The sequence below is a fragment of the Microbacterium lushaniae genome (assembly GCF_008727775.1).
Lineage (GTDB): Bacteria > Actinomycetota > Actinomycetes > Actinomycetales > Microbacteriaceae > Microbacterium > Microbacterium lushaniae.
Window position 1 is genome coordinate 2,391,034 of record NZ_CP044232.1, and the last position, 24,882, is coordinate 2,415,915.

At 71.8% G+C, this 24,882-nt stretch carries 23 protein-coding genes and 1 tRNA gene; 7 read left to right on the plus strand and 17 right to left on the minus strand.

Features of this window, described 5'->3' with window-relative positions; genetic code table 11:
• Positions 1-60 precede the first annotated feature (60 nt).
• Genes F6J85_RS11455 through F6J85_RS11465 form a run of 3 tightly spaced genes read right to left on the minus strand, consistent with a single transcriptional unit; the run spans position 61 to position 3,845 of the window.
• Positions 61-1,371 carry a D-arabinono-1,4-lactone oxidase gene (locus tag F6J85_RS11455; protein WP_150925120.1) on the minus strand — a complete coding sequence of 437 codons (1,311 nt, stop codon included), beginning with the start codon at positions 1,369-1,371 and terminating at the stop codon, positions 61-63.
• Entirely contained in the window at positions 1,368-2,588 is a 1,221-nt protein-coding gene (locus F6J85_RS11460; RefSeq protein WP_150925122.1) for an alanine racemase, read from the minus strand. The genes F6J85_RS11455 and F6J85_RS11460 overlap by 4 nt, the downstream gene beginning before the upstream one ends.
• A gap of 45 nt (positions 2,589-2,633) precedes the next feature.
• The gene (locus tag F6J85_RS11465; protein ID WP_150925124.1) at positions 2,634-3,845 is read right to left on the minus strand and encodes a sensor histidine kinase; all 1,212 of its coding nucleotides are present in this window, start codon (positions 3,843-3,845) and stop codon (positions 2,634-2,636) included.
• Positions 3,846-3,947: 102 nt separating this feature from the next.
• On the opposite strand from F6J85_RS11465, the gene F6J85_RS11470 reads away from it, so the two are divergent.
• From F6J85_RS11470 to F6J85_RS11480, 3 genes are read left to right on the plus strand one after another with little or no spacing between them, the layout of a single operon-like run.
• Complete coding sequence (locus tag F6J85_RS11470) at positions 3,948-4,541, plus strand: sulfite oxidase-like oxidoreductase (protein ID WP_150925126.1); 594 nt, start codon at positions 3,948-3,950, stop codon at positions 4,539-4,541.
• Positions 4,542-4,576: 35 nt separating this feature from the next.
• Positions 4,577-5,260, plus strand: coding sequence for an FAD-binding oxidoreductase (locus F6J85_RS11475; RefSeq protein WP_238706937.1), 684 nt, complete (start codon positions 4,577-4,579; stop codon positions 5,258-5,260).
• Positions 5,257-5,538, plus strand: a complete 282-nt coding sequence (locus F6J85_RS11480; RefSeq protein ID WP_238706938.1) for a DUF6510 family protein — start codon at positions 5,257-5,259, stop codon at positions 5,536-5,538. Before F6J85_RS11475 ends, F6J85_RS11480 begins: the two co-directional genes overlap by 4 nt.
• Positions 5,539-5,656: 118 nt before the next feature.
• On the opposite strand, the gene F6J85_RS11485 is transcribed toward F6J85_RS11480, so the two are convergent.
• The 8 genes from F6J85_RS11485 to F6J85_RS11520 all read right to left on the minus strand — a co-directional run bounded on the left by F6J85_RS11485 (position 5,657) and on the right by F6J85_RS11520 (position 12,414).
• Positions 5,657-5,729 (minus strand) — tRNA-Leu (locus F6J85_RS11485).
• A gap of 26 nt (positions 5,730-5,755) precedes the next feature.
• On the minus strand, positions 5,756-7,153 hold the full coding sequence (locus F6J85_RS11490; protein ID WP_150927384.1) for an NAD(P)/FAD-dependent oxidoreductase: 1,398 nt from the start codon (positions 7,151-7,153) through the stop codon (positions 5,756-5,758).
• Positions 7,154-7,179: 26 nt separating this feature from the next.
• Positions 7,180-8,451: a S8 family serine peptidase gene (locus F6J85_RS11495; RefSeq protein ID WP_150925130.1), complete on the minus strand. Its 1,272-nt coding sequence runs from the start codon at positions 8,449-8,451 to the stop codon at positions 7,180-7,182.
• The gene (locus tag F6J85_RS11500) at positions 8,448-8,966 is read right to left on the minus strand and encodes a DUF501 domain-containing protein (protein ID WP_191906591.1); all 519 of its coding nucleotides are present in this window, start codon (positions 8,964-8,966) and stop codon (positions 8,448-8,450) included. The genes F6J85_RS11495 and F6J85_RS11500 overlap by 4 nt, the downstream gene beginning before the upstream one ends.
• 54 nt (positions 8,967-9,020) lie before the next feature.
• The gene (locus F6J85_RS11505) at positions 9,021-9,521 is read right to left on the minus strand and encodes a septum formation initiator family protein (protein WP_238706939.1); all 501 of its coding nucleotides are present in this window, start codon (positions 9,519-9,521) and stop codon (positions 9,021-9,023) included.
• A 32-nt stretch (positions 9,522-9,553) separates the two neighbouring features.
• Positions 9,554-10,834 (minus strand): phosphopyruvate hydratase, encoded by a 1,281-nt coding sequence (eno, locus tag F6J85_RS11510; RefSeq protein ID WP_150921866.1) that lies wholly within the window; start codon positions 10,832-10,834, stop codon positions 9,554-9,556.
• Between the two features lie 91 nt (positions 10,835-10,925).
• On the minus strand, positions 10,926-11,606 hold the full coding sequence (locus F6J85_RS11515) for an O-methyltransferase (RefSeq protein ID WP_150925133.1): 681 nt from the start codon (positions 11,604-11,606) through the stop codon (positions 10,926-10,928).
• Positions 11,607-11,637: 31 nt separating this feature from the next.
• Positions 11,638-12,414, minus strand: coding sequence for an AraC family transcriptional regulator (locus F6J85_RS11520; RefSeq protein ID WP_150925134.1), 777 nt, complete (start codon positions 12,412-12,414; stop codon positions 11,638-11,640).
• 85 nt (positions 12,415-12,499) lie between these two features.
• On the opposite strand from F6J85_RS11520, the gene F6J85_RS11525 reads away from it, so the two are divergent.
• A complete protein-coding gene (locus F6J85_RS11525; RefSeq protein WP_150925135.1) occupies positions 12,500-13,006 on the plus strand; it encodes a VOC family protein in 507 nt (168 codons plus the stop codon).
• Between the two features lie 7 nt (positions 13,007-13,013).
• On the opposite strand, the gene hisS is transcribed toward F6J85_RS11525, so the two are convergent.
• The 3 genes from hisS to nhaA are packed head-to-tail and all read right to left on the minus strand — an operon-like array spanning position 13,014 to position 16,196.
• Entirely contained in the window at positions 13,014-14,270 is a 1,257-nt protein-coding gene (gene hisS / locus F6J85_RS11530) for a histidine--tRNA ligase (protein WP_238707117.1), read from the minus strand.
• A 31-nt stretch (positions 14,271-14,301) separates the two neighbouring features.
• Positions 14,302-15,033, minus strand: coding sequence for a nucleoside triphosphate pyrophosphohydrolase (locus F6J85_RS11535; RefSeq protein WP_150925139.1), 732 nt, complete (start codon positions 15,031-15,033; stop codon positions 14,302-14,304).
• Complete coding sequence (nhaA, locus tag F6J85_RS11540; protein WP_338037087.1) at positions 14,994-16,196, minus strand: Na+/H+ antiporter NhaA; 1,203 nt, start codon at positions 16,194-16,196, stop codon at positions 14,994-14,996. Before nhaA ends, F6J85_RS11535 begins: the two co-directional genes overlap by 40 nt.
• Positions 16,197-16,260: 64 nt before the next feature.
• Between nhaA and F6J85_RS11545 the strand changes: the two genes are divergently transcribed.
• Positions 16,261-18,924 carry a phosphoenolpyruvate carboxylase gene (locus F6J85_RS11545; protein ID WP_150925141.1) on the plus strand — a complete coding sequence of 888 codons (2,664 nt, stop codon included), beginning with the start codon at positions 16,261-16,263 and terminating at the stop codon, positions 18,922-18,924.
• 87 nt (positions 18,925-19,011) lie between these two features.
• On the opposite strand, the gene mfd is transcribed toward F6J85_RS11545, so the two are convergent.
• Positions 19,012-22,599 carry a transcription-repair coupling factor gene (mfd, locus tag F6J85_RS11550; RefSeq protein WP_191906592.1) on the minus strand — a complete coding sequence of 1,196 codons (3,588 nt, stop codon included), beginning with the start codon at positions 22,597-22,599 and terminating at the stop codon, positions 19,012-19,014.
• A gap of 104 nt (positions 22,600-22,703) precedes the next feature.
• Between mfd and F6J85_RS11555 the strand changes: the two genes are divergently transcribed.
• Positions 22,704-23,201, plus strand: a complete 498-nt coding sequence (locus F6J85_RS11555; RefSeq protein WP_150925143.1) for a hypothetical protein — start codon at positions 22,704-22,706, stop codon at positions 23,199-23,201.
• Positions 23,202-23,226: 25 nt separating this feature from the next.
• On the opposite strand, the gene pth is transcribed toward F6J85_RS11555, so the two are convergent.
• Positions 23,227-23,808 carry an aminoacyl-tRNA hydrolase gene (gene pth, locus F6J85_RS11560; RefSeq protein WP_150925145.1) on the minus strand — a complete coding sequence of 194 codons (582 nt, stop codon included), beginning with the start codon at positions 23,806-23,808 and terminating at the stop codon, positions 23,227-23,229.
• 81 nt (positions 23,809-23,889) lie between these two features.
• Positions 23,890-24,513, minus strand: coding sequence for a 50S ribosomal protein L25/general stress protein Ctc (locus tag F6J85_RS11565; RefSeq protein ID WP_150920491.1), 624 nt, complete (start codon positions 24,511-24,513; stop codon positions 23,890-23,892).
• A gap of 206 nt (positions 24,514-24,719) precedes the next feature.
• Here F6J85_RS11565 and F6J85_RS18170 point away from each other — a divergent pair, with 206 nt between their 5' ends.
• On the plus strand, positions 24,720-24,842 hold the full coding sequence (locus F6J85_RS18170) for a hypothetical protein (protein WP_275094040.1): 123 nt from the start codon (positions 24,720-24,722) through the stop codon (positions 24,840-24,842).
• Positions 24,843-24,882: the final 40 nt, after the last annotated feature.

Sequence of the window (24,882 nt, forward strand, 5' to 3'; positions counted from 1 at the left end):
TGCACTCATCCTAACGGGGCGAAACCGACGTTCTGTGCACTGTCTGCATCTCCCAAGTGCTTACCCACCCAGAACCCGGTCGAGATACGCGTTGGCGAACACGCGCGCGGGATCGAGGCGATCCCGCGCCGCGGCGAAATCGTCGAAGCGCGGATAACGCTCGCGCAGTGCGTCGGCGTCCAGGTCGTGCTCCTTCCCCCAGTGCGGGCGGCCGGCGTGCGCGGTCATGAGCTCCTCGACGGCCTCGAAGTACTCCGCCGGATCCTCCCGCCAATACCGGTGCACGGCGAAGTACGCGCTGTCGCGCTCGTACGCGGTGGAGAGCCACCGGTCATCGGCGGCAGCCACGCGCACCTCCACGGGGAAGGAGATCCGCCACCCGCGCTCGAGGATGAGATCCTGCAGCTGCCGCATCACGATCACGAGCCGCTCGGCCGGCACGGCGTACTCCATCTCGCGGAAACGCACCGAACGGTGCTGCGTGAACACGCGCGCGGAGTGGTCGGTGTACGTGCGGTTGCCGAACGTGCGTCCGGCCAGCCGCGAGACCGGGGGGATGGCCGCGGGGACCACCGCGCCGGCGGCGCACGTGACCCGGTACACGCCGTTGGCCATGAGCGACTCGTCCACGAAACGGCGCACACGCGGAAGGGGTCGCCGCACGGCCCGCTCGGGCAGGCGCGTGTTCGTCTTGGTCACGGCCACGTCGGTGCCGGGGAACCAGTAGAACTCGAAATGGTCGGCGGCGGTGTGGGCGGCGATGCCGGCGAGGGTCTCGGCGACCGGTTCGGGGCGCTCCACCGCTTCGAGGAGGAAGGCCGGCACGCACTGCAGCGTGACCTCGACGATCACCCCGAGCGCCCCCAAGCCCAGGGCGACCGCGGGGAGCAGCTCGGGTTCGTTGTCCTCGTCGACGGTGACCAGCGCGCCGTCGCCGGCGACGAGCGTCACCCCCACCACCTGCGCGGACAGCCCGGGGAACCGGGCACCGGTGCCGTGCGTGCCCGTGGAGATGGCGCCCGCGACGGTCTGACGGTCGATGTCACCGAGGTTCTGCATCGCCAGTCCGTACGGCGCGAGCAGACGTGGCATCTCCCACAGGCGCGTCCCGGCCCGCACCGTCACACGGGCACGCTCGATGTCGACGGCGACGATCCCGCGCAGGTCCGACAGGTCCACGAGCACGTCCTGCGGCACCGCGATGCCCGAGAAGCTGTGGCCGGACCCGACGGCCTTCAGTCGCAAAGACCGGGCCGCCGCCGCCGTGACGGCGCGACGGACCGCGGCGACGTCGGCGGGATACTCCACGCGGGCGGGGCGGGCCGAGTGGGTGCGCGCCCAGTTGCGCCACGTGCCTCCGGGGCGGGTCACAGGAAACTCCGCCCCTCGCCGCGGTAGGTCGGCAGCTCCCCCACGGCGCTCCCGTCCTCGACCAGGTGGTACCGGTCGACGTGCTCGGCGAGTTCGCCGCTCTTGGCGTGACGGAACCACACGCGCTCGCCCGGCCGCAGCGGCCGAGCGGCCCGTCCGCGCAGCGGCGTCTGCACCTCGCCCGCTCCCTCGCGCGGCAGCATCCGCAGGCCGGCCGGCCAGACCGGCGCGGGCTGTCGCGACGCCGCCGGCGGACCGGAGGCGATCCACCCGCCGCCGAGCACGGTCACCACGTCGGGGAGGGGCTTGCGCACCACCTCGAGTCCGAAGGCGGCGGCCGGGGCCGGGGTGAACGCGCGGTACCCGTCGAAGAGGTGACCGGCGAGCAGTCCGCTGCCGGCGGTGACCTCCGTGACCGCGCGCTCGGCGGTCGTGCGTTCGAGGGAGCCGGTCCCGCCGCCGTTGACGAATTCCAGGTCGGCGATCTCCCGCACACCGTCCACGACGGCCGCGCGGCGCTCGGCCAGTTCGACGGCCGAACGCTGCTGCATCCACCGGATCACCGCGTCGCCCGCTCCGGCGGCATCGCCGCGCCCCGCCACCTGCGCCTCGTACATCATGAGCCCCACCAGACGGAACCCGGCCCGGGCGGCCACGCCGCGGGCCAGCGCGGCGGCCTCGCCGGGATCGTGGACGGGTGAGCGTCGCACGCCGATGTGCCCGAGGACACCCGCCCGCCACGACGCGTCGACATCGATCGCGATCCGGAGCTCGGGGCGCGATCCGGGGGCGGCGACGGCGTCGACCACGTCCAGCTGTGCGAGATCGTCGACCATGAGCGTGATCCGCGCCGCCGCGTTCGCGTCCGCGACCAGAGCCGCCAGCGCATCGCGGTGGACGCTCGGGTAGCCCATCACGATGTCGTCATGATCCCGCGCGAGCCACAGCGCTTCGGGGAGGGTGTAGGCCAGGATGCCGCGGTAGCCGGGCAGGGCGAGCACCGCGTCGAGAACGCCGCGCACCCGCACCGACTTGCTGGCCACCCGGACGGGCACCCCTCCGGCGCGCACCAGCAGGTCGGCGGCGTTGTAGCGCAGCGCCTCCATCGAGAGGACGGCGACCGGCCCCGACACCTCCACCATGGCCGCGTCGACGGCACGCCAGTGCGCGGGTCCGCCCGCGGGGGAGGAAGGGCCAGAGAGCAGATCGATCGTCATGGGGCGCACCTTCGCACACGCATGGGGTCAGCGTACGAGACCGCGTCAGGCCACGGCGGGCAGGGCGACGGTGAAGGTCGCGCCAGAACCGGGGCGACCTTCCGCACGCACCGAACCGCCGTGGAGCTCGGCGATGCGTGCCACCGACGCCAGCCCCAGGCCCGTGCCGGAGAACTGCTCCTGGGAGTGCAGCCGCGAAAGCGGCCGGAACAGCCGCTCGGCGTCTTCGGGGGCGAACCCGTCGCCGTCGTCGCTGACGGCGAACGTGACCAAGCCCTCGCCGCCGCCGACCGGGGTCACCGTGATGCGCGCAGCCGCCTTGCGCGCCGTGAACTTCACGGCGTTGCCCAGGAGGTTCTCCAGCAGCGAGTGCAGGAGCACCGGATCCGCCCACACCGTGAGGTCGTCCGCGACCTCGATCACGAGGTCTCGGTCGGGGTGGTGCCGGCGCAGGTCGTCGGCGATCGCCCGGGCCATGAGCGTGAGGTCGCACCGCTCCGGCAGGAGAGGCTGCCCCGTGATGCGATAGATCGACAGCATCCGCTCGATCTGAGCCGACATCCGATCCCCCGCCCGCAGGATGGCGGCGGCGTAGTCGGCGGCGCTGGCGGCGTCTGCTCCCTCGGAGACGAGCTCGGCGTACCCGGTGACCACCCCGAGCGACCCGCGCAGATCATGCACGAGCGTGTGCATGGCGGCGTCGAGGTCATCGGCGCGCGCGGCGAAGCGGTCGCGCTCGGCGCTGCGGCGTCCGATCGCCCCGCGCAGCTCGAGATTCTCCACCGCGACGGCAGCGGTGTCGGCGAGCACTTCCAGCCGCCGGACGACCTCGGGGTCGGGCCGGGTCTGCTCCGCCCAGTACGCTCCGAGCGCGCCGATCGGATCGGCCGAGCGAACCGGCGCCATGACCAGGCTCGCGACGAAGGTCGGGCGGTACGCGTCGTGCGGCACGCGGGCGTCGGCGTAGATGTCGGGGATGACGACGGTCTCGCGGTGCAGCATCGCCCACCCGCTGACGCACGAGGTCAACGGGAACCGGTGGCCCTTCCACAGGGGGCCGATCGCGTTCTCCTCGGCGTAGAAGCACTGACCGTCCTCGCGGAAGACGAAGGTCGCGCCATCCGCCCCGGTCAGTTCGCGCACCGCTTCCGCGACGATCTCGGTGATCTCCGACAGCCGCAGGGCGGTCGCGAGCCGCTCCACCGTGCGCGTGAGCGCATGCGGGCCGACGACGGGCGCCGTCTTGGTCAGGCTCATTGATGTCCCCCACAGAACGAACGGACGGGTATCCGCCGCGCCAGCTTATCCCCTACGCTGTGCCGCAGAAGCTGTCTCCGCGCCCCGATCCGGGAGGTCCGCATGGCTGTGTTCTCGCGAGGATTCGGCGCACGGCGCCGCGAATCGGCGCCGGATCTGCCGCCCGGGCAGTACCTCACCGAAGACTTCCCCGTGCTCTCGGCCGGGCCGACGCCCCACGTCCCCACCGACGAGTGGTCGTTCACCATCCGCAACGAGCATGGGCCCGGCCGCACGTGGACGTGGGAGGAGTTCCTCGCCCTCCCCATCGAGGAGGTCTCCACCGACATCCACTGCGTCACGCGCTGGTCCAAGCTCGGCACCTCCTGGCGCGGGGTGTCGCTGGACACGCTCCTGGCCGACGTGGAGACCGAGTACGAATACGCGATGGCCCACTCGTACGGCGGGTACACGACCAACGTGCCGCTGGAGGATCTCACCGACGGCAAGGCGTGGGTCGCGTTCGAATTCGACGGCGCCCCGCTGGATCCCGAGCACGGCGGCCCTGCCCGCCTGCTCGTTCCGCACCTGTACTTCTGGAAGAGCGCGAAATGGGTGCGGGGCCTCACGATGCAGAACCACGACGATCCGGGGTTCTGGGAGCAGAACGGTTACCACCTCCACGGCGATCCGTGGCGCGAGGAACGCTATTGGTGATCGTCGGGGGCTGGTCGCCGGCCCAGGTGGCCCACGTGGAAAGCGCGACCGCCACCGCGCGCATCCTGCGCCTGCGGGTGCCGGGGTGGCCGGGGAACCTGCCGGGGCAGCACCTGGATCTGCGCCTGACCGCGGAGGACGGCTACCAGGCCGTGCGGTCGTACTCGATCGCGTCGTTCGGGCCCGGTGAGGAGGTCGAGCTGGCCGTCGACGAGGTGGCGGACGGTGAGGTGTCGCCCTATCTCGTCCACGATGTCCGCCCCGGTGACGAGCTGGAGGTGAAGGGGCCGCTCGGCGGGTTCTTCGTGTGGCACGCCGACGACCCCTCGCCGGTGCAGCTGATCGCCGGCGGCTCCGGGATCGTCCCGCTCCTGGCCATGGCCAGGGCGCGGGCGGCGTCGAACTCCACGGCACCGTTCCGCCTGCTGTACTCCGTGCGCTCGCCGGCGGATGCGATGTACCGCGCGGAGGTGGAGCGGCTGGATGCGGCGGGGGTGGCGCTCACGTGGGTCTTCACGCGCAGCGCCCCGGACGGGTGGACGGGCCGGGTGGGCCGCGTCGGGGCCGAGGACCTCCGCGCCGCGGCTGCACCCGTGGCGGAATCGCCCGCGGTGTTCGTGTGCGGTCCGACGGGCTTCGTCGAGGCCGTCGCATCCACCCTCGTGCAGCTCGGCCACGACCCGGGCCGCGTGCGGACCGAACGATTCGGAGGTGCATGATGGTCGGATCCGATCCCCCGGGCCCCGTGCGGGTGGTGGACGGCAACGCCCTGGCCGGAATGCTCGCCGGCGCCCTCGCCGTGGATGCGACGTCGCTGCCGCTCACGTGCGGGCACTGCGGTGCCCGGTTCGTGCTGGCTCAGACCGTGGTGGAACGGGAGCCCGCGTCCGCGCTCGTGCGGTGCCGATCGTGCACGCACACGCTCCTGACCCTCGCCGAGGAGCCCGATGGGCTCGTCGTGCGGATGGGCACCATGGAGCTGCGCTTCCCCCGCTGAGCACTCCCCCGGCCGCGGAGGTCTCTGCCCACACGTTCGCGCCACAAACGTGCGTCCGCTGCGATTAGATGTGGCGCGGTTGCGCAAAAGTGGCGCGGACGTGGGGGCGGGAAGCGTGTACCCCCGGTGGGACTCGAACCCACACTGAAGCGATTTTAAGTCGCCTGCCTCTGCCATTGGGCTACGGGGGCCGGTGCCACCGTTCCCACCGTAGCGGTCAGCCCTGCGCGGCGACTTTCTCGCTCGCGGCGGACTTCGCGGCGGGCTTGCTCTCTTCGACGGCCGGGGCCTGCGCCGGACGCGGACGCGCGGCGAACTCCTCGAACACGCGACGCGGGGTCTGCACGGCCTCGAGGTTCACGATGTCGCGGCCGAGCCAGAGGTTGTTCCACCAGCCCCACAGGACGCGCCACTTGCGTTCCCACGTCGGCATCGCCAGACCGTGGTAGCCGCGGTGGGCGATCCACGCGAGGAAGCCCTTGATCGCGATCTTGCCCGACTGGAAGACACCGTTGTACAGGCCCAGGCCCGCGACGGCGCCGAGGTTCTTGTGGTAGTACTCCTTGGGCTCCTCGCCGCGCAGCACGGCGGTGATGTTCTTGGCGAGCAGCTTGCCCTGGCGCACCGCGTGCTGGGCGTTGGGGACGCAGTATCCGCCCACTCCCCCGCCGGTCAGGTCGGGCACGGCCGACACGTCGCCGGCCGCCCAGGCGCCGTGGACGATCTCCTCGGCGGTGCCCACGCGCAGGTCGGGCCGCGTACGGATGCGTCCGCGCTCCTCGACGGGCAGGTCGCCGCCGCGCACGACGGTGGGGTTGGCCATGACGCCCGCGGTCCACACGATGATGTCGGTGGGGATCGTCTCACCCGAGGAGAGCTCGACGTTGCCGCCGACGGCGCCGGTGACCTGCGTGTCCAGGTGCACGTAGGCGCCGCGCTTGGCGAGGTCCTTGAGCACCCACTCGCTCGTCTTCAGCGACACCTCGGGCATGATCCGGCCCATGGCCTCGATGAGGTGGAAGTGCGTCTCGTCGAAGGAGAGCTGCGGATAGCGCTTCAGCAGGGCCGAGGCGAACGAACGCAGTTCGGCGAACGCCTCGATGCCGGCGAACCCGCCGCCGACGACCACGACCGTCAGGAGGCGCTCGCGCGCGGGACCGGGAGGAAGCACGGATGCCTTGTCGAAGTTCGACAGGAGGAGGTCGCGGACGGCGACGGCCTCTTCGATCGTCTTGAGCCCGATGGCGTTCTCGGCGATGCCGGGAATCGGGAAGGTGCGGGAGACGGCACCGGCGGTCACGACGATCTGGTCGTACTCCTGCTGCCACGGCTCGCCCGCGATCGGCGTGATGGTGGCGACCTTGTGGGCGTGGTCGATGCCGGTCACCTTCGCCGCGATCACGGTGGTCCGCCGCAAGTGGCGGCGCAGGGCCACGACGGCATGGCGCGGCTCGATCGAGCCGGCGGCGACCTCGGGGAGGAACGGCTGGTACGTCATGTACGGCAGCGGGTCGACGATCGTGACCTCTGCTTCGCCGCGTCGGAGCTGCTTCTCGAGCTTCCACGCGGTGTAGAAACCCGCGTATCCGCCACCGACGATGAGGATTCTGGGCACGGTGCTGGTCACGGTGGAAGGAACTCCTAGGTGGGTGGGTGGCTCGGCGTGCGAGACTCGCGTGCCAATCGGATGCGCTGGGCAGCAGCGGTGAAGCCGAGCACGACCATTATAGACGCGATGGTGCCCGCGGCGAGCGGGAGGCTGCCGTATCGCAGCGAGTCCTCGGTCGGCAGGAGCGGATTGGCGGGTTCGGTGGCCGCCTCCGCGGCCGGCAGCGGGGGCACCTCGATCGGTCCGCTCGTGGGCTGGGGCACGGGATCCGCGTCGGCGCGCCGGTAGAGCCGGATCCACTCGGCGAGGTCGCCCATCGGATTCGCCGACACCGCCGGCACCGGCGCCGTGACCGCCGCTGCGGCGTTGACGAGGCCGTATCCGTACAGCAGATCCGGGCGCGAGGTGGCCCCGGCGGCCGGCGTGGCGGTGCTGATGATGCGGTTCAGCACGTTGTCCGCGTCCAGGCCAGGGTGGGCCGCGCGGACGAGGGCCACGATGCCCGCGACGATCGGCGCGGCGCCGCTCGTGCCGTTCCACTGCACGAGCGTGCCGTCGGCCGAGACACCCATGAGCCGCTCGCTGGGAGCGGAGACCCCGATCGTGATGCCCTGCGTGGATGCGTCCACGCTGGCGGTGCCGGAGGGGTCGACGCCGCCCACGGTGAGCACGCCGGGAATGGTGGCCGGCGCACCCACGCGGGTCGTCCCACTGCCGCGGTTTCCGGCCGCGACGACGATCACGACGTCGTTGTCGAACGCGTAGGAGAACGCCTCATCCCACGACGGATCCCAATCGAGGGTGTTGGTGGTGAGCGACATGTTGATGACGTGCGCGCCGTTGTCCACCGACCAGCGGATCGCCTCCGCGATCTGGTCGCGGACCGGCACCTCGCGCCCGGCGATGTCGATCGAGATCGACAGGATCTCCGCCTCGGGGGCCACCCCGATCATCCCCCGCCCTTCGCCGGTGCCGCGCGCACCCGCCAGCGAAGCGACCCAGCTGCCGTGGTTGGCGTTCATGCCGCCGATGGGCGTGCGCCCGTCGGGGCTGCCCAGCTCCGACATGTCCGTGCCGTCCACGACCCCGGAGAACTCGACGGGGCCCCGGCCCACCCCGGTGTCGATCACGGCGATGCGCACGCCCGCGCCGCGCGTGGTCTGCCACGCTTCGCGCACGCCGTACTGGTCGAGCCAGTACTCCCCCGCCCGCACCGGATCGGTCGGGTCTTCGGGGACGACGGCCGCCCCCGTCAGGCTGCCGGCGACGGCGAGCGCCGCGGCGGCGGCCCACAGGCGTCTCATCCCGACGCTCCCGGATTCGTGCACGTGCACCGCTGCAGCGACCATCCGGCGCGCTCGAGCGCCCTGTCTCCGATCGGGTTCACACCCGGGCCTGCCGCCAGCGCGTGGCCGGCGAGGGCGTGCAGGCACTTCACGCGCGTGGGCATGCCGCCCGCCGAGATCCCGGCGATCTCGGCGGGTTCGCCGTAGGCGGCCCGGTCGCGCAGATAGGCCTCGTGGGCCCGCTGATACGCGGCCCGCAGCTCTTCGTCCTCGTCGAGCTCCTCCGCGAACTCGCGCATGACGTGCTCCGCCTCCAGCCCCGACATCGCCGCGGTCGCACCGGGGTGGCTGAGGTAGTAGAAGGTCGGGAACGGCGATCCGTCGGTCAGGCGCGGCGCCGTGGCCACGACGACGGGGTTGCCGCACACGCAACGCGCGGCGATGCCGACGACGTCGCGAGCGGGCCGACCGAGCTGTTCGTGCAGGACCGCGAGATCGGCGTCGCTGGCGGGCGGCAGGGTCGGCGTGCTCATCCTCGCCAGATTATCGCGAGCGACTGCGAAGGCGCTGGAGACGGTCGCGCGCCGTCACGGAACCGGCGGCGCGGGGACGCCGATCGTCGGCGCCGCGGTGCGGGCGAGCCCGGCCGTGGCCACCGAGCGCACGAGCTGCGACATCCAATCGGTGCGTGTCACGGCGACCTCGTCGCTGACTTCGTCCTCCTCCTGCGGCACCTGCGCGGCGGGCAGGTCATTGTCCACGAGGTACACCACTTCGCCCGGGCGCACGTAGTACAGGCGCTCACGGGCCTGGGTCGTGATGTACGCGGGGTCGGTCCACCGCTCGCGCTGCGCCTCGAGGTCGGCGACCTCCTGTTCGCTCAACGCCACCGCCTCCTGCAGCGCCGCGATCTGCTGGCGCTGATCGAGGTAGGTGCCCACGGTGGGCGCCAGGACGAGGGCCGCCAGCACGACCAGTCCGAGCATGATGACCATGAAGCCGGACAGGCGGATGCCGCCGAGCCATCCGCGGACGTCGACGCGGTCGCGTCCGGACGTGCGAGAGGGGGAGGCCGGTCCTGCGGGCACGGCCTCCCCCTCTCGTCGTGGCTTCGTGGTGCTTACGCGCTGTAGCGCGGGAAGGCGGAGCTGCCCGCGAACTCCGCCGCGTCGCCCAGCTCCTCTTCGATGCGCAGAAGCTGATTGTATTTCGCGACCCGCTCGCTGCGCGCGGGCGCGCCGCTCTTGATCTGCCCCGAGTTCACGGCGACCGCCAGGTCGGCGATGGTGGTGTCCTCGGTCTCGCCGGAGCGGTGCGAGAGCATCGTGGTGTAGCCCGAACGGTGGGCCAGGTCGATCGCGTCCAGGGTCTCCGAGAGCGTGCCGATCTGGTTCACCTTGACCAGCAGCGAGTTCGCCGCGCCGCGGGCGATGCCGTCGGCAAGGCGCTGCGGGTTGGTGACGAACAGGTCGTCGCCGACGAGCTGGACGCGCTTGCCGAGCTTCTCGGTCAGCGCGGTCCAGTTCTCCCAGTCGTCCTCGGCGAGGGCGTCCTCGATCGTGACGATGGGGAAGGCGTCGACGAGCTCGATGTAGTAGTCGGTGAGCTGGTCGGCGGTCCAGTCGCGGTTGTCCAGGCGGTACACGCCGTCGTTGAAGAACTCGGTGGCCGCGACATCCAGGCCCAGCGCGATCTCGCTGCCCGGCGTGAAGCCGGCCTTCTCGATCGCGCGGACGAGGAATTCCAGCCCCTCGCGGTTGCTGGGCAGGTCGGGGGCGAAGCCGCCCTCATCCCCCAGGCCCGTGGCGTAGCCGGCGGCCTTCAGCTCGCCCTTGAGCACGTGATAGACCTCCGCGCCCCAGCGCAGCGACTCCGCGAAGCTCGACGCGCCGATGGGGGCGAGGAAGAACTCCTGCATGTCGATGCCGTTGTCAGCGTGCTCGCCGCCGTTGATGACGTTGAACAGGGGCACGGGCAGCAGATGCGCGTTGGGTCCGCCCAGGTAGCGGAACAGCGGCAGATCGGCGCTGTCGGCGGCGGCCTTGGCCACCGCGAGGCTCACGCCCAGGATCGCGTTCGCGCCGGCGCGCGACTTGTTCTCGGTGCCGTCGGTCTCGATGAGGATCTCGTCGACGATGCGCTGCTCGCTCGCCTCGACGCCCTCGATCGCGGGGCCGAGCTCGTCGATGACGGCGGCGACGGCCTTCAGCACGCCCTTCCCGCCGTAGCGGCTCTTGTCCCCGTCGCGCAGCTCGTAGGCCTCGAAGGCACCGGTGGATGCGCCGGAAGGGACGGCCGCGCGCTGGACGATGCCGTCATCCAGCAGCACCTCCACCTCGACGGTCGGGTTTCCACGCGAGTCCAAGATCTCGCGCGCGTTGACAGCCTCGATAAGTGCCACGAAGGACTCCCTAAGTTCTGGGGGTGAGGTTCAGCGGAGCATCGTTGGTCCGTGTCGAGTCTAGTGATCCGGCTCACGCGGCACAGGGCCGTCAGTGCGCCGCATCCGTGACGATCGCGAGGGCGACACCGTCCCAGCCTTTGCGATCGAGGGTCTGCAGGGCAGTCGCGTCGAAGCGCGGGTCGGTCCCCAGCATCTCCAGCCCGCGTTGCGTGCCGACCACCTGCCGATTCGTGCTGTGCGGGTCGGCGACCTCGCCGGATCGGCCGATGTTGTCCACGACCACGATCGTCCCCGGGTGCCCGAGGCGCGCCGCCCAGTCGAGGTAGATCGTGTTGGACTCTTTGTCGGCGTCGATGAAGACCAGGTCGAACGGCTCCTCGCCGGCGAGGGTGGGCAGCACGTCGGAGGCGCGGCCCTCCCGGATCTCGACGCGGTCGTCCACCCCGGCGCGTTGGAGGTTGGCGCGCGCGATGCCGGCGTTGTAGGGCTCGGCCTCGATCGACACCACGCGTCCGCCCTCGGGCAGGGCGCGCGCGAGCCAGATCGTGGAGTACCCGCCGAGGGTGCCGATCTCCAGCACGCGCCGGGCGCCGCTGATGCGCGCGAGCAGGTGCAGGAATTTGCCGTTCAGCGGAGCGACTTCGATGGCGGGCAGGCCGGCATCCTCCTGCGTCTCGATGGCTGCTTCCAGGTCGGGATCGTGTCCGACGAGGGTGTCGGAGAGGTAGGCGTCGAGGGCGCGCCAAGCCTCGGGCGTGGGTTCGGCCATGGTCTCAGCCTTCCGGGCCACCCGCGCGACGTCAACCGCGCTCCCGCGGTGCACGCGTGCGCCGATAGTCCGAGGGCGCCATTGCGAGCACCGTGCGGAAGTCCCGTGCGAGGTGGGCCTGATCGGCATACCCGGCGTCGACGGCGACCTGCGCGAGCGGCACGGCGGGGTCTTCCCGGATTCGCGCGGCGGCCTCCTGCAGGCGCCGACGGCGGATGATCGCCGCCGGCGACAGCCCCACAGTCCGGTGCGCCAGCCGCTGCAGGGTCCGCACCGACACCCGCAGGCGCCGTGCCGCATCCTCCACGCGCAGGACGGCGGGATCGGAGGAGAGCAGATCGACCATGTCGTTGGCCAGCGCCCGCTCCCCCTCGGGGGCGCCGACCCGGTCGATCAGCCACGCCGCCATCGCGGAGCAGGCGGCGGGCACATCCGGCATGGCCATGGTGACCGCGCGCACGAGGTCCGGTTCGTCCACTTCCCGGGAATCGTCCACCAGCGCGCTCGGCGCGTCGCTGAGCACGGCGAGTGCGGCGGGGCGCAGCAGCGCCCCCACGGCCCATCCGCTTCCCTGCAGCACCCGCTCCCCCACGCGCGTGGTGGCGCCCCACAGGTGCACCTGACCGTCCTGGACCACGAGGTTGGCCGCAGGGTAGGCGAGGAGCGGCTGCCGGGAGACCACTCCGGGGGGCAGGTCCCACTGCGGCACCCAGAACCACGACACCGCCCCCGCGGCTTCTCCGGGCGCCACGCGATCCAGGCGCGGGAGGCGCTCGGGGAAGAGCACGCCACGGGTGCGGTCGGCCATGCCGACACGGTAGCGGCCCGCGCCGACACGCGAGGTGTCGTGAATATGCAAGACCGCCCGCCCCCGGCCGGCGGACGATGGCGTCATGACCACGACAGACACCCGCGGCGTCACCGGCGCCCACACCACGGACGGCCGCCCGAACACCGCCACGGCCCTCACGCCCTTCCTCGCCGTGCCGCGCGCCAGGGACGCGCTGGAGTTCTACCGCGACGTCTTCGGCGCACGTGTCACCGACGTCACCGAGTTCGACGGGGTCGTCGCGCACGCCGGCCTGGACTTCGGGATCGGCCTGCTCCAGGTGGGTGAGCCCACACCGCACTACGGCACGGTGCCTCCGCCCGACGGTGACGCCGCGTGCTATTCGATGGGCCTCTACGTCGCCGACGTCGACGCGGTCGTTGCCCGGGCCCGCGCTGCGGGAGCGATCCTCCGTGAGGAGCCGTCGACGTTCGTCTCCGGAGACCGGTTCGCCAGCATCCGCGATCCGTTCGGAGTGCGCTGGTCGATCTTGAGCCGCGTGGAAGACCTCACCGAGGAGGAGAGCGCCCGTCGCGTCGCGGAATGGGCCGCCTCGGGCGGGGCCGGCTGAGCGCGGCTCAGGACAGCGGCCGGATGTCCAGCCCGCCCACGGTGGCACCCGCCGAGACCGCCGCGAAGGCCGTGTAGCCGTCGGCGGCGGCGCGCTCCAGCAGCGCCTTGAGGTTCTTGGTGCGCTGCTCCAGGCGCACGCGCCGCCCGTCGGCCACGAGCGCGGCCTTGAGCGCGACGAGCTCGGCGACCGGCACGTCACGGTCGTGCACGAGGACGATGGCAGTGGATGCGGCCTCCTCGCGCCCGGCGACGAGGTCGACGATGCGCTCGAATCCGATCGAGAAGCCCACGGCGGGCACGTCCTGGCCGAGGAACCGGCCGATCATGCCGTCGTAACGGCCGCCGCCACCCAGCGAGTACGACACCGAGGGGTGGGCGAGCTCGAAGATCGTGCCGGTGTAGTACCCCATGCCGCGCACCAGGAACGGGTCGAACTGCAGCGGCACTTCGGCATCCGTTCGCGCGGCGGCGACCGCATCGCCCAGGGCGACGAGGGAGGCGACGACGTCATCGGGCGCGCCCTGCGGAAGGGCTTTGCGGATCTGCCGCTCGCCGTACGGGTGGTGCTCGAGCGTCTGCGGACGCTGGAGGAACGCCGCGAACGCGTCGACGGCGGAGGGGGTGGCGCCGCGCTCGCGGAGTTCGTCGGCGACCCCGGTCGGGCCGATCTTGTCGAGCTTGTCGATCGTGATCAGCACGCCAGGGCGCTCCTGTTCGGTGAACCCGAAGCTGGCCAGCATCCACTCCAGCGCCCGGCGGTCGTTGACGCGGATCGTGCCGCCCGTCAGGCCCAGGGCGTCGAGGGTGTCCAGGCTCGCCACCAGCAGTTCGGCCTCGGCACGGCCGGTGCCGTCGCCGATGATGTCGATGTCGCACTGCATGAACTGCCGGTAGCGACCCTTCTGCGGCCGTTCGGCACGCCACACCGGGGCGATCTGGATCGCGCGGAAGACCGTCGGCAGCTCACCGCGGTGGCTGGCGTAGAAGCGCGCCAGGGGCACGGTGAGGTCGTAGCGGAGCCCGAGGTCGGTGAGGGCGGCGGGGTCGTCGGCGGCCGCGCGGATGGCGTCGGCGTCGAGCCCGCGCTTGAGCACGTTGAAGGCGAGCTTCTCGTTGTCGCCGCCGATGCCGGAGTGCAGCCGCGCGTACTCCTCGAGCACGGGCGTCTCGATCTCGTCGAACCCGTGCGCGCGGTAGCGCTCGCGGATGACGGCGAGCACGCGCTCGCGGCGGGCCTTGTCGGCGGGCAGGAAGTCGCGCATGCCGCGCGGCGGGGTGACGGAGGGCACGATGTCATTCTTCCAGGTCGCGCTGCGCCTGCTCGGCCGCGCGCACCTCGGCCGTCAGCATCCGGAGCCGTTCGCGCAGCGCCCGCTCCGCGTCCCATCCCTGCGCGCGCGCCAGGCCGACCAGCCCGAGCAGCGCGTCGCCGAGCTCCGCCTCGCTCGTCGGGTGAGACACCACATCCCGGCCGAGACCCCCGGCGCCGCCCGGTGTTTCAGCCGGAGAGTGGTGTCTCACGGGGTGGAGGCCCAGCGGCGCGGCCTTGCCGAGCAGCTTCTGCGCGAGCGCGAGCGACGGCATGTGCGACGAGACCCCGTCCAGCACGCTCGTGCGCTCGCGCTTCTCGGCCGCCTTGGCGGCGTTCCAGTGCACGAGCACCTCCTCGGGCGTGGTCGCCACGGCGTCGCCGAAGACGTGCGGATGCCGCCGCACCATCTTCTCCGTCAGCCCGCGCGCCACGTCGTCGATGCCGAAGGGATGCGCCGCATCCCGCGAGGCGATCTCGGCGTGGAACAGCACCTGCCACAGCAGATCGCCGAGCTCCTCACGCAGTTCGTCGGCAGATCCGGCCTCCACCGCGTCGATGACCTCTGCGCTCTCCTCCACCAGATACGGCACGAGGGCGCGGTGATCGATCTGCTGGGTCCACACGCAGCGGTCGCGCACGGCCCGCATCGTCTCTGCCGCCTCGCGCAGCGGGTCTACGGGTGCGCCGTCCGCGTGATCTTCCGGTAGTGCCATGCCCGCCACGATACGAGCATCACGGCCAGCACGAGCGAGGTGAGCGAACCGGCCAGCACTCCGAGGGTCGCCTGATCGCGGAGGGCGGGCTGATCGGCGAACGCCAGCTCGGCCAGCAGGAGCGAAACGGTGAACCCGATCCCGCCCAGCGCACCCACCGCGAGGAGGTCGCCCACCGGAAGGTGCGCCGCGCCGCGGCCGGCGGTGCGCTGAGCGATCCACCCGAACAGCGTGATACCGGCGGGCTTGCCCACCACGAGGGCGACGAAGACGCCCCAGAACGCCGGGGACAGCTCCGTGAGCGGCACCGCGGGGATGACCACGAGCGCCGCGGTGAAAGCGAACAGCGGCAGGACCAGCGCGCTCACCCACGGCTCCAGCGCATGCCGCGTCCGACGTGCCGGCCCTTGGGCCATCGCCAGCCCCAGGGCGACCCCCGCGATCGTGGCGTGCACGCCCGAGCGCGACACGAGCACCCACGTCGCCAGCGCCAGAACCACCAGCACCGCCGAGACCAGGGCGTGCCGCGGTCCGCCCAGCTGGCGGCTGAGCACGCCGAAGACGACGACGAGGGCGAGCGCCGCCAGGAGGCTCACGACGTCGATGCCGGTGGTGAACAGCACCGCGATCAGCACGATCCCGACGATGTCGTCGAGGATCGCCAGCGCGAGGAGGAAGACACGAACGGATGAGGGCAGATCACGCCCGAGCACCGCCAGCACGCCGAGGGCGAAGGCGATGTCGGTCGCCGTCGGCACGGGCCATCCGGGCGTGGACTCTCCACCGGCGGCGATGACGAGGAAGATGGCGATCGGCAGGATCACGCCACCGGCGGCGGCGATCGCCGGCTGCACGGCCTTGCGGGCGGAGTTCAGCTGGCCCCGGGTCAGCTCGACCTGCAGCTCCACCGCGACGGCGAAGAAGAACAGCGCCAGCAGGCCGTCGGCGATCCAGTGGTCCAGGGACAGGGTGAACAGCCCCGGCACCCCCACCTCCCGGTGCAGGACGTCCTGCACGCCCGCGCCCAGCGGGGAGTTGGCCACGACGAGCCCGAGCGCGGCGGCGCCCAGCAGCATCGCGGCGGGCAGGCGGGCCGAGCGCAGTACGGACATGGCACCTCCGGATGCGGCGGACCCGGCGCCGGCGACCGGTTTCCCGCTCACCAGAGCCACAGCCTACGTCGCCGCACGCGCCAGGGCACGGGTCCCGTGCGGGTAGCGTTGGCGGGTGCAAGAACTGACCCCCACGGAAGCCATCGACCTCGTCGGCCGGTTCGAGGCCGGCCAGGAACTCCCCGAGGAGATGCGCGCCGACGTGCGCGTGCTCGGCTCGCTCCTGGGACGCGTGCTGCAGGAGAGCGGGTCGCCGGGGCTGTTCGAGGACGTCGAGCGCCTGCGGACCGCCACGATCCAGGCCTACACCGACGAGACTCCCGAGGCCTTCGCGCGCGCCGCGCGCGTCGCCGACGGCTTCTCGGTGGGCCGCGCCGACGAGGTGGCGCGTGCCTTCACGTGCTACTTCCACCTCGTGAACCTCGCCGAGGAGCACCAGCGCGTGCGCATCCTCCGCGAGCGCGACGGGCGCGCCGTCTCGGCGGATGCGGCGGACTCGATCGCCACCGCATTCGCCCGGCTGTCGGAGGAGGTGGGCGAAGACGCCGCCCACGAGCGCCTGCGCGCTCTGCGCTTCCACCCCGTGTTCACGGCCCACCCCACCGAGGCCCGCCGCCGCGCGGTGTCGGCGAGCATCCGCCGCCTGTCGGAACTGCTCGACGGCTACGACACCGCCGCCGAGGAGGGCAGCGCCCGCCGACGCGCCGAGCGACGGATGCTGGAGGAGATCGACGTGCTGTGGCGCACCGCTCCCCTGCGGGCGGAGAAGCCCTCGCCCACCGACGAGGTCCGGTCGGTGATGGGCGTCTTCGACGAGACGCTGTACACCGCCGTGCCGCACGTGTACCGCCGCGTCGACGACACCCTGCAGGGCGATGAGGCCGGGGCACGCGCGCCGATCGTGCGCCCGTTCGTCCGCCTGGGCTCGTGGGTCGGCGGCGACCGCGACGGCAATCCGTTCGTCACCGCATCGGTCACGCGCAAGGCTGCGGCGATCGCGAGCGAGCACGTGCTGCGGGGCCTGGAGCGCACGGCGCTGCGCGTGGGCCGAGGACTCACGCTGGATGCCGCATCCACGCCCCCCAGCGATGCTCTGCTGGCCCTGTGGCAGCGGCTGCGCGCGGGCGACGAAGAGGCAGCCGCCGAGATCGCCCAGCGCTCCCCCAACGAGCCGCACCGCCGCATCATGCTGCTGCTGGCACGCCGCATCGCGGCCACCCGCACGCGCGACGCCGACCTCGCGTACCGCGACCCCGAGCACCTGCTGGCCGACCTCCGCACGGTGCAGGAGTCCCTCGCCGCAGCCGGTGCCGCGCGCCAGGCGTACGGGCACCTGCAGCAGCTGGTGTGGCAGGTGGAGACCTTCGGCTTCCACCTCGCCGAGCTGGAGGTGCGTCAGCACTCCGCCGTGCACGCGCGCGTGCTCGCGCGCCTGGACGCCGGGGAAGCCGACGACGAGACCGAGGAGGTGCTCGACACCTTCCGCGCGATCGCGTACATCCAGGAGCGCTTCGGCCCGAAGGCGGCCGGGCGCTACATCGTGTCGTTCACCCGCTCGGCCGATGACCTCGCCGCCGTGCACCGCCTGGCGCGGCACGCGGTGGGCGAGGACGCCACGCCGCCCGTGCTCGATGTGATCCCGCTGTTCGAGACCTTCGCCGACCTGCGGGCGGCCCCCGGAATCCTCGCCGAGATCGTCGGGCATCCCGCCTTCGCCGCACGCCTGGAGCAGACCGGGCGCCGGCTGGAGGTCATGCTGGGGTATTCCGACTCGTCCAAGGACGTGGGACCGGTCGCCGCCAATCTGGCGCTGTACGAGGCGCAGGCCGAGATCGCCGAGTGGGCCCAGCGCATCGGCATCGAGCTGACGCTCTTCCACGGGCGCGGTGGGGCGCTCGGGCGCGGCGGCGGGCCGGCGAACTCCGCGATCCTCGCCCAGCCGCCGCATTCGGTCGACGGCCGGTTCAAGCTCACCGAGCAGGGCGAGGTGATCTTCGCCCGGTACGGCGATCCGGCCATCGCGATGCGCCACATCGACCAGGTGGCCGCCGCGGTGCTCATGGCCTCGGCGCCGTCGAACGAGTCGCGCAACCGTGCCGCGGCAGAGCGCTACGCCGACATCGCGCGCACGATGGATGCCGCATCCCGCGAGCGCTTCTTCGCACTCGTGAAGGAGCCCGGGTTCGCGCCCTGGTTCGCGCGCGTGACCCCGATGGAGGAGATCGGCCAGCTCGCCCTCGGCTCCCGGCCCGCGCGCCGCGGACTCTCGGTGGAGTCGCTCGAGGACCTCCGCGCCATCCCCTGGGTGTTCGCGTGGACGCAGGCGCGCATCAACCTCGCCGGATGGTTCGGCCTCGGCAGCGCCCTGGAGGCCGTGGGCGACGAGGAGCGCCTGCGGGAGGCCTACCAGGAGTGGCCACTGCTGCGCACGCTCGTCGACAACGTCGCTATGAGCCTGGCCAAGGCCGACGCCCGCATCGCGCGGCGCTACCTCGACCTGGGCGATCGCGCCGACCTGGCCGACCTCGTGATGGCGGAGATGGCCCTCACCCGTTCGTGGGTGATCCGCGTGACCGGCGGCGACGAGCTGCTGGCCACCAAGCCCGTCCTCCAGCGCGCCGTGAAGATGCGCAGCCCCTACGTCGACGCGCTGTCGCTGCTGCAGCTGCGTGCGCTTCGGGCGCTGCGGGATGCCGACGCCCCCCGCGACCCGGAGCAGGAGCGCCTGCTGCTCCTGTCGGTCAGCGGCGTGGCCGCGGGCCTGCAGAACACCGGCTGACGCGCCCTCGCGGCGCCGAAAGTGCATCGACTCGGCGAGAGTGCACGAGATCTGGTGCACTCTCGCGGGCTTGGTGCACTTTCGGCGTCAGGAGGCGGCGGCCGCGGCGGGGTCGGCGCGCACGGGCTCGGGGAAGAGCTGGTCGAGCAGCTGCGCCGTCCACGCGATGAGCGCGGCATCCGAATCGGCCGTCGGAAGCGGCACGACGAGGGCCTCGCCGCCGGCGACGACCTTGGCCTTGGGATGCAGCCGCTGCAGGCGCACCCGCATCGAATCGGGCAGGTTCGCCGGTGCCAGCCGCAGGTTCGGGCCCATCGCCACGACGTCGGTGAGGCCCGCGCGTGCGGCGCGCCGGCGCAGGCGCGCCACCGCGATGAGGCCCTCGACCTCGCGCGGCGGCTCGCCGTAGCGGTCGCGCAGCTCGTCGACGACCGCGTCGATGGCGTCGTCCTTCGCGGTGGCGGATGCGGCGGCCGAGAGCTTCTGGTAGGCCTCCAGGCGCAGCCGCTCGCTGTCGATGTACGTCTCCGGCAGGCGCGCATCCACCGGCAGCTCCAGGCGCAGCTCGGTGGGGCCTTCGGTGTCCTCGCCGCGGAAGGTGGCCACGGCCTCGCCGATCATCCGCAGGTACAGGTCGAAGCCGACTCCGGCGATGTGCCCGGCCTGCTCGGCGCCGAGCAGATTGCCCGCGCCGCGCAGCTCGAGGTCCTTCAGAGCCACCTGCATGCCGCTGCCGAGGTCGTTGTTGACGGCGATCGTCTCGAGCCGGTCGGCTGCGGTCTCCGACAGCGGCTTGGCCTCGTCGTAGAGGAAGTAGGCGTATGCGCGCTCGCGGGCCCGGCCCACGCGCCCGCGCAGCTGGTGCAGCTGCGACAGGCCGTACTTGTCGGCGCGGTCGATGATGATCGTGTTCGCGTTGGAGATGTCCAGGCCGGTCTCCACGATCGTCGTGCACACCAGGACGTCGGCGCGGCGCTCCCAGAAGTCATCCACGACGTGCTCGAGCGCGTGCTCGCCCATCTGGCCGTGCGCGACGGCGATGCGGGCCTCCGGCACGAGCTCGGCCAGGTCGGCGGCGACGCGCTGGATCGATTTGACGCGGTTGTGCACGTAGAACACCTGGCCCTCGCGCAGCAGCTCGCGCCGGATCGCCGCGGCGATCTGCTTGTCGTTGCGCGGCCCCACGTACGACAGGATCGGGTGCCGGTCCTCCGGCGGGGTCTGCAGCGTGGACATCTCGCGGATGCCGGTCACCGCCATCTCGAGCGTGCGAGGGATGGGCGTGGCGCTCATGGCGAGGATGTCGACGTTGGTCTTGAGCTTCTTCAGCGCATCCTTGTGCTCGACGCCGAACCGCTGCTCCTCGTCGATGATCATGAGCCCGAGGTCTTTGAAGATGACCTTCTCGGTGAGGATGCGGTGGGTCCCGATGACCATGTCGATCGTGCCGTCGGTGAGACCGGCGAGGATCTCGCGCGCCTCCTTGTCGCTTTGGAAGCGGGACAGGGCGCGCACCTTGACGGGGAATCCCGCGAAGCGCTCGGTGAAGGTCTCGGTGTGCTGCTTGACCAGGAGGGTGGTGGGAACGAGCATCGCGACCTGCTTGCCGTCCTGGATGGCCTTGAACGCCGCCCGCACAGCGACCTCGGTCTTCCCGAACCCGACGTCCCCCGACAGCAGCCGGTCCATCGGGATGGGCTTTTCCATGTCGGCTTTGATCTCGTCGATCGTCTGCAGCTGGTCGGGCGTCTCGGCGAAGGGGAAGGCCTCCTCCAGTTCGCGCTGCCACGGGGTGTCGGGGCCGAATGCGTGACCCTTGGATGCCATGCGCGCCGAGTACAGCTTGACCAGTTCGACGGCGATGTCGCGCACGGCCTTGCGGGCGCGTCCCTTCGCCTGGGCCCAGTCGCTGCCGCCCATCTTCGACAGCGTCGGGGCCTCCCCGCCGACGTACTTGGAGAGCAGGTCCAGCTGATCGGTCGGCACGAAGAGCTTGTCGCCGGGGTAGCCGCGCTTGGACGGCGCGTACTCCAGGACCACGTACTCGCGCGTGGTCTTGACCGGGTTGCGGCCGCCGCTGGAGACCTCCCGCTGAGCGAGTTCGACGAACCGGCCGATGCCGTGCGTGGCATGCACGACGTGATCCCCCGGCTTCAGCTGCAGCGGGTCGACGACGTTACGGCGCCGCGACGCGAGCTTCTTCACGACGCGGGCGTCGCCGCCGATGGTGCGGCCGTAGAACTCCGACTCGGTGAGCACGGCGAACTTCACTTCGGGCAGCTGGAATCCGCGTTCCAGCGGAGCCGCGACCACGTGCACGACGCCGGGCTCCGGCGCGTGCAGCACGTCGTCCACGCGACGGGCGGCGATCCCCCGCTCGGAGAGCACGTCGCGGGCGCGGTCGACCAGCCCGGCGCCGGATGCGGCGACCACGACGCTCCACCCCTGGGCGACCAGCTCGCCCACGTGCGTCGTGGCGCCCTCGACGTTGCCGTGGAAGGACGGCACCGACTCGCCGCGGATGCGCACCGTGGCGTCATCGGTTTCGAGCCCTTCCGCGAACGCATCGGCGGCTCCGGAGTCGAACGCCGACAGCGTCCACCACACGTCCCCGCGCTCGTGCGCGGCCTCGCGCAGCTGCGGCAGCGTCAGGAAGTCGCCGGCGCCCAGGTCGATCGGCGCCCGCGCACCCGCCGTCGCCGCCGACCACGCGGCCTCCAGGAACTCGCGGTTGGTCTCCCCGAGGGTCTGCGCCCGGGCCACCGAGCGCTCGGGGTCGACGAGGGCGACGGCGGCCTGCGCGGGCAGGAAGTCCACGAGCGGCGCCAGGCGGTCGACCAGGACCGGCATGAGCGACTCCATGCCGTCGGTGGGGATCCCCTCGCTCATGCGCTCGAGCATCGTCGCGAGGCCGGGCAGCTCGTCCTTCAGCGCCTCCGCCCGCGCACGTACGTCGGCGGTGAGGAGGAGCTCACGGCTGGGGATGAGGGTGAGGCTCGGCACGGCGCCGGGGAGCGAGCGCTGATCGGCGACCGAGAAGGCGCGGATCTCGTCCACTTCGTCGCCGAAGAAGTCCACCCGCAGCGGGTGGTCGGCGTTCGGGGGGAAGACGTCGAGGATGCCGCCGCGCACGGCGAACTCCCCTCGCCGCGAGACCATGTCGACGCGGTGGTAGGCCAGTTCGACCAACCGCACAACCACGGCTTCGAGGTCATGGCCGCGGCCGCCGACGGTCAGCTCGATCGCCTCGACGTCACCCAGGCCCTCCGCCAGCGGCTGGAGGGCGCTGCGCACCGACGCGGTCACCACGAGCGGGGCCGCACCGTCCCACGCCGCGATGCGTCGGAGGACGTCGATGCGCCGGCCGACGGTCTCCGGGCTCGGGCTCAGCCGTTCATGCGGGAGGGTCTCCCACGCGGGGAAGTGCAGCATCTCGGCACCGGGCATGACGGCGGCCAGGGCCGGCCCGAGCGATTCGGCGCGCCGCCCGGTGGGGGCGATGACGAGCACGCACGCGGGTCGGCCGTTCTCGCGACGGCGTTCGAGCAGCCCCGCGAGAACGGGCACGTCGAGGCCGTCGACGAGGGAGAGGTCGAGGTCGGTCACCGCTGCCGACGCGGCGTCACGGAACGACTCCGCCTGTTCGAGGGCGCGCACGATTCCGGGGACTGTCACCGAAAGATTCTACGGCGCGCCCCGACAACCGGCGGTGCGGTCGATTGCCGCGGCGGGCCACCCCTAGACTGACCGCGGCATTGACCCGTAACAAAGGAGTACTCATGAGCAGCACCTCACCCGACCCCGCCAATCAGCCCACGCCGCCGCCGGCCTATCCGGCGCCGTCCGCCCACGCCGGCGGGTACGCACCCGCGGCCGGACAGCCCACCGGCACGCAGAAGGGCCCGGCGCGCCTGGGGATCATCGCCTTCGCCGCCTCGCTGGCCGGTGCCATCATCGGCTCGATCATCGCCTTCATCGCCGGTATGCAGATCGGCGGCCTCGGCGCCTACGTCGACAGCAACGGGAACGTCTCCGGTGCGGTTCCGCCGGAGGCCGAGCAGATCGCCGTGACCGCGGGGCTGCTGTCGATCGTGGCGTTCCTGGTGTGGGGCATCCTCGCGCTGTGGGGCTTCATCCAGGGCATCGTCGCGGCGGTCAAGAACCGCGGACGCGTGTGGGGCATCGTCGCCATCGTGCTCGCCGTCATCGGCGTCGGGGCCGTCTCGATGTTCTACGGCATCGGCGCCGCAGCAGGTTTCGCGCCCTACATGGCGTGATTCCCGGCGGTTCCACGCGCCACGTTCAGCGCGGCGCGTGGAACCGCTGCTGCGCGGCCAGCAGTCCCTCGTCCACGACGAGCTCCACCGCATCCGCCGCATCCACGATCAGATTGGGCAGAGTCGCCCGCTCACCCGCACCGAAGGGTTCGAGCACCCAGTCGGCCGGATCCTGGCGACCCGGCGGCCGCCCGATGCCCACGCGCACGCGGGCGAAGTCCGGGGTCCCCAGCGCTTTGGCCACATCCCGCACGCCGTTGTGCCCCCCCGCTCCCCCACCGCTCTTGAGCTTGAGTGTGTCGAAGGGGATGTCGAGCTCATCGTGCACCACGACGATGTGGTCGGCACCGATCCCGTAATACTTGGCGAGGTTGGCCACGGGTCCACCCGAGACGTTCATGAAGCTGTGCGGCTTGGCCAGCACGAGCTTGGGTCCGCCCGGACGCAGCCACGACTCGGCCACACCGGCGTGGGCCTTGCGCGACGTGAACCGCTCGCCTCGACGGCGCGCCAGTTCATCCAGCACCATCTGCCCGACGTTGTGCCGGGTGCTCTCGTATCGCGGTCCGGGGTTTCCCAGACCCACGATCAGCCATGGCTCAGTCATCGACACCATCCTCCCCGATCCCCGCGCAGACGCCGAAGGGGCGCTCGAGGCGCCCCTTCGGGAAGATCGGAAACCAGCCGGTCACTCGGACTCGGCGGCCTCCTCGGACTGCTCCTCGGCCACCGCGGCGTCGGCCGCGGCGATCTCGTCCTCGGCGGCAAGCGTCGCAGACGGCACCGAGACGGCGATGATGAGCGTCTCCGGATCGGCGATGAGGAGGGAGCCGGCGGGAAGCTTCAGGTCGGCGGCGGTGATGTGCGTGCCATCCTCCAGGCCCTCGACGCTGACCTCGATCGACTCGGGCAGGTGCGTGGCCTCCGCCTCGATGAGGATCGTCGTGGCGTCGAGGTTCGCGATGGTGCCGGGGGCCGACTCACCGGTGACGATGATCGGGACGTCGACGGACACCTTCTCGCCCTTCTTCACCACGAGGAGGTCCATGTGCTCGATGATCTGGTGCACGGGGTCCTTCTGCACGTCCTTGACCAGGGCGTACTGCGAGGTGCCCGCGACGTCGAGGTCGAGCAGCGCGTTGGCGCGGCGGATGAGCAGCGACACCTGGTGGCCCGGAAGGGCGAGGTGCATGGGGTCGGCGCCGTGGCCGTACAGGACGGCCGGGATCTTCCCGGTGGCGCGCAGACGGCGGGCATGGCCCTTGCCGAAGTTCTCACGCAGTTCGGCGTGGACCTTGTTGTCTTCCGACATGTTGGATTCTCCTTGCGGGCGCACGGGCCCGATGTGGGGTCTGGTTTCGACTCGAACGCGAGGGCGTGAGGAAAGCCGTGGGCCTGCTTCACCGCGTCGATCACGGACGCGTCGCCCTGGGCGGACGCATCCCTCGCCGAAGTATGTGTCTCCAGCCTACCAGTGGCCCCGATACGATGAAGACGCAGCCGACATACGGAGGACCCATGCCCGCGGAATTCTTCTCGCACCTGATGCTGTGGATCGTCGGCGGCATCGCCGCAGTCGGTCTCATCGGCACCGTCGGGGCGTTCTGGTCGCTCGGCCGCTCCGGGTACCGCAACGACTGACGCCCCGCCGCGCCCCCGAGCTCCGGGGGCTGCGCCGATC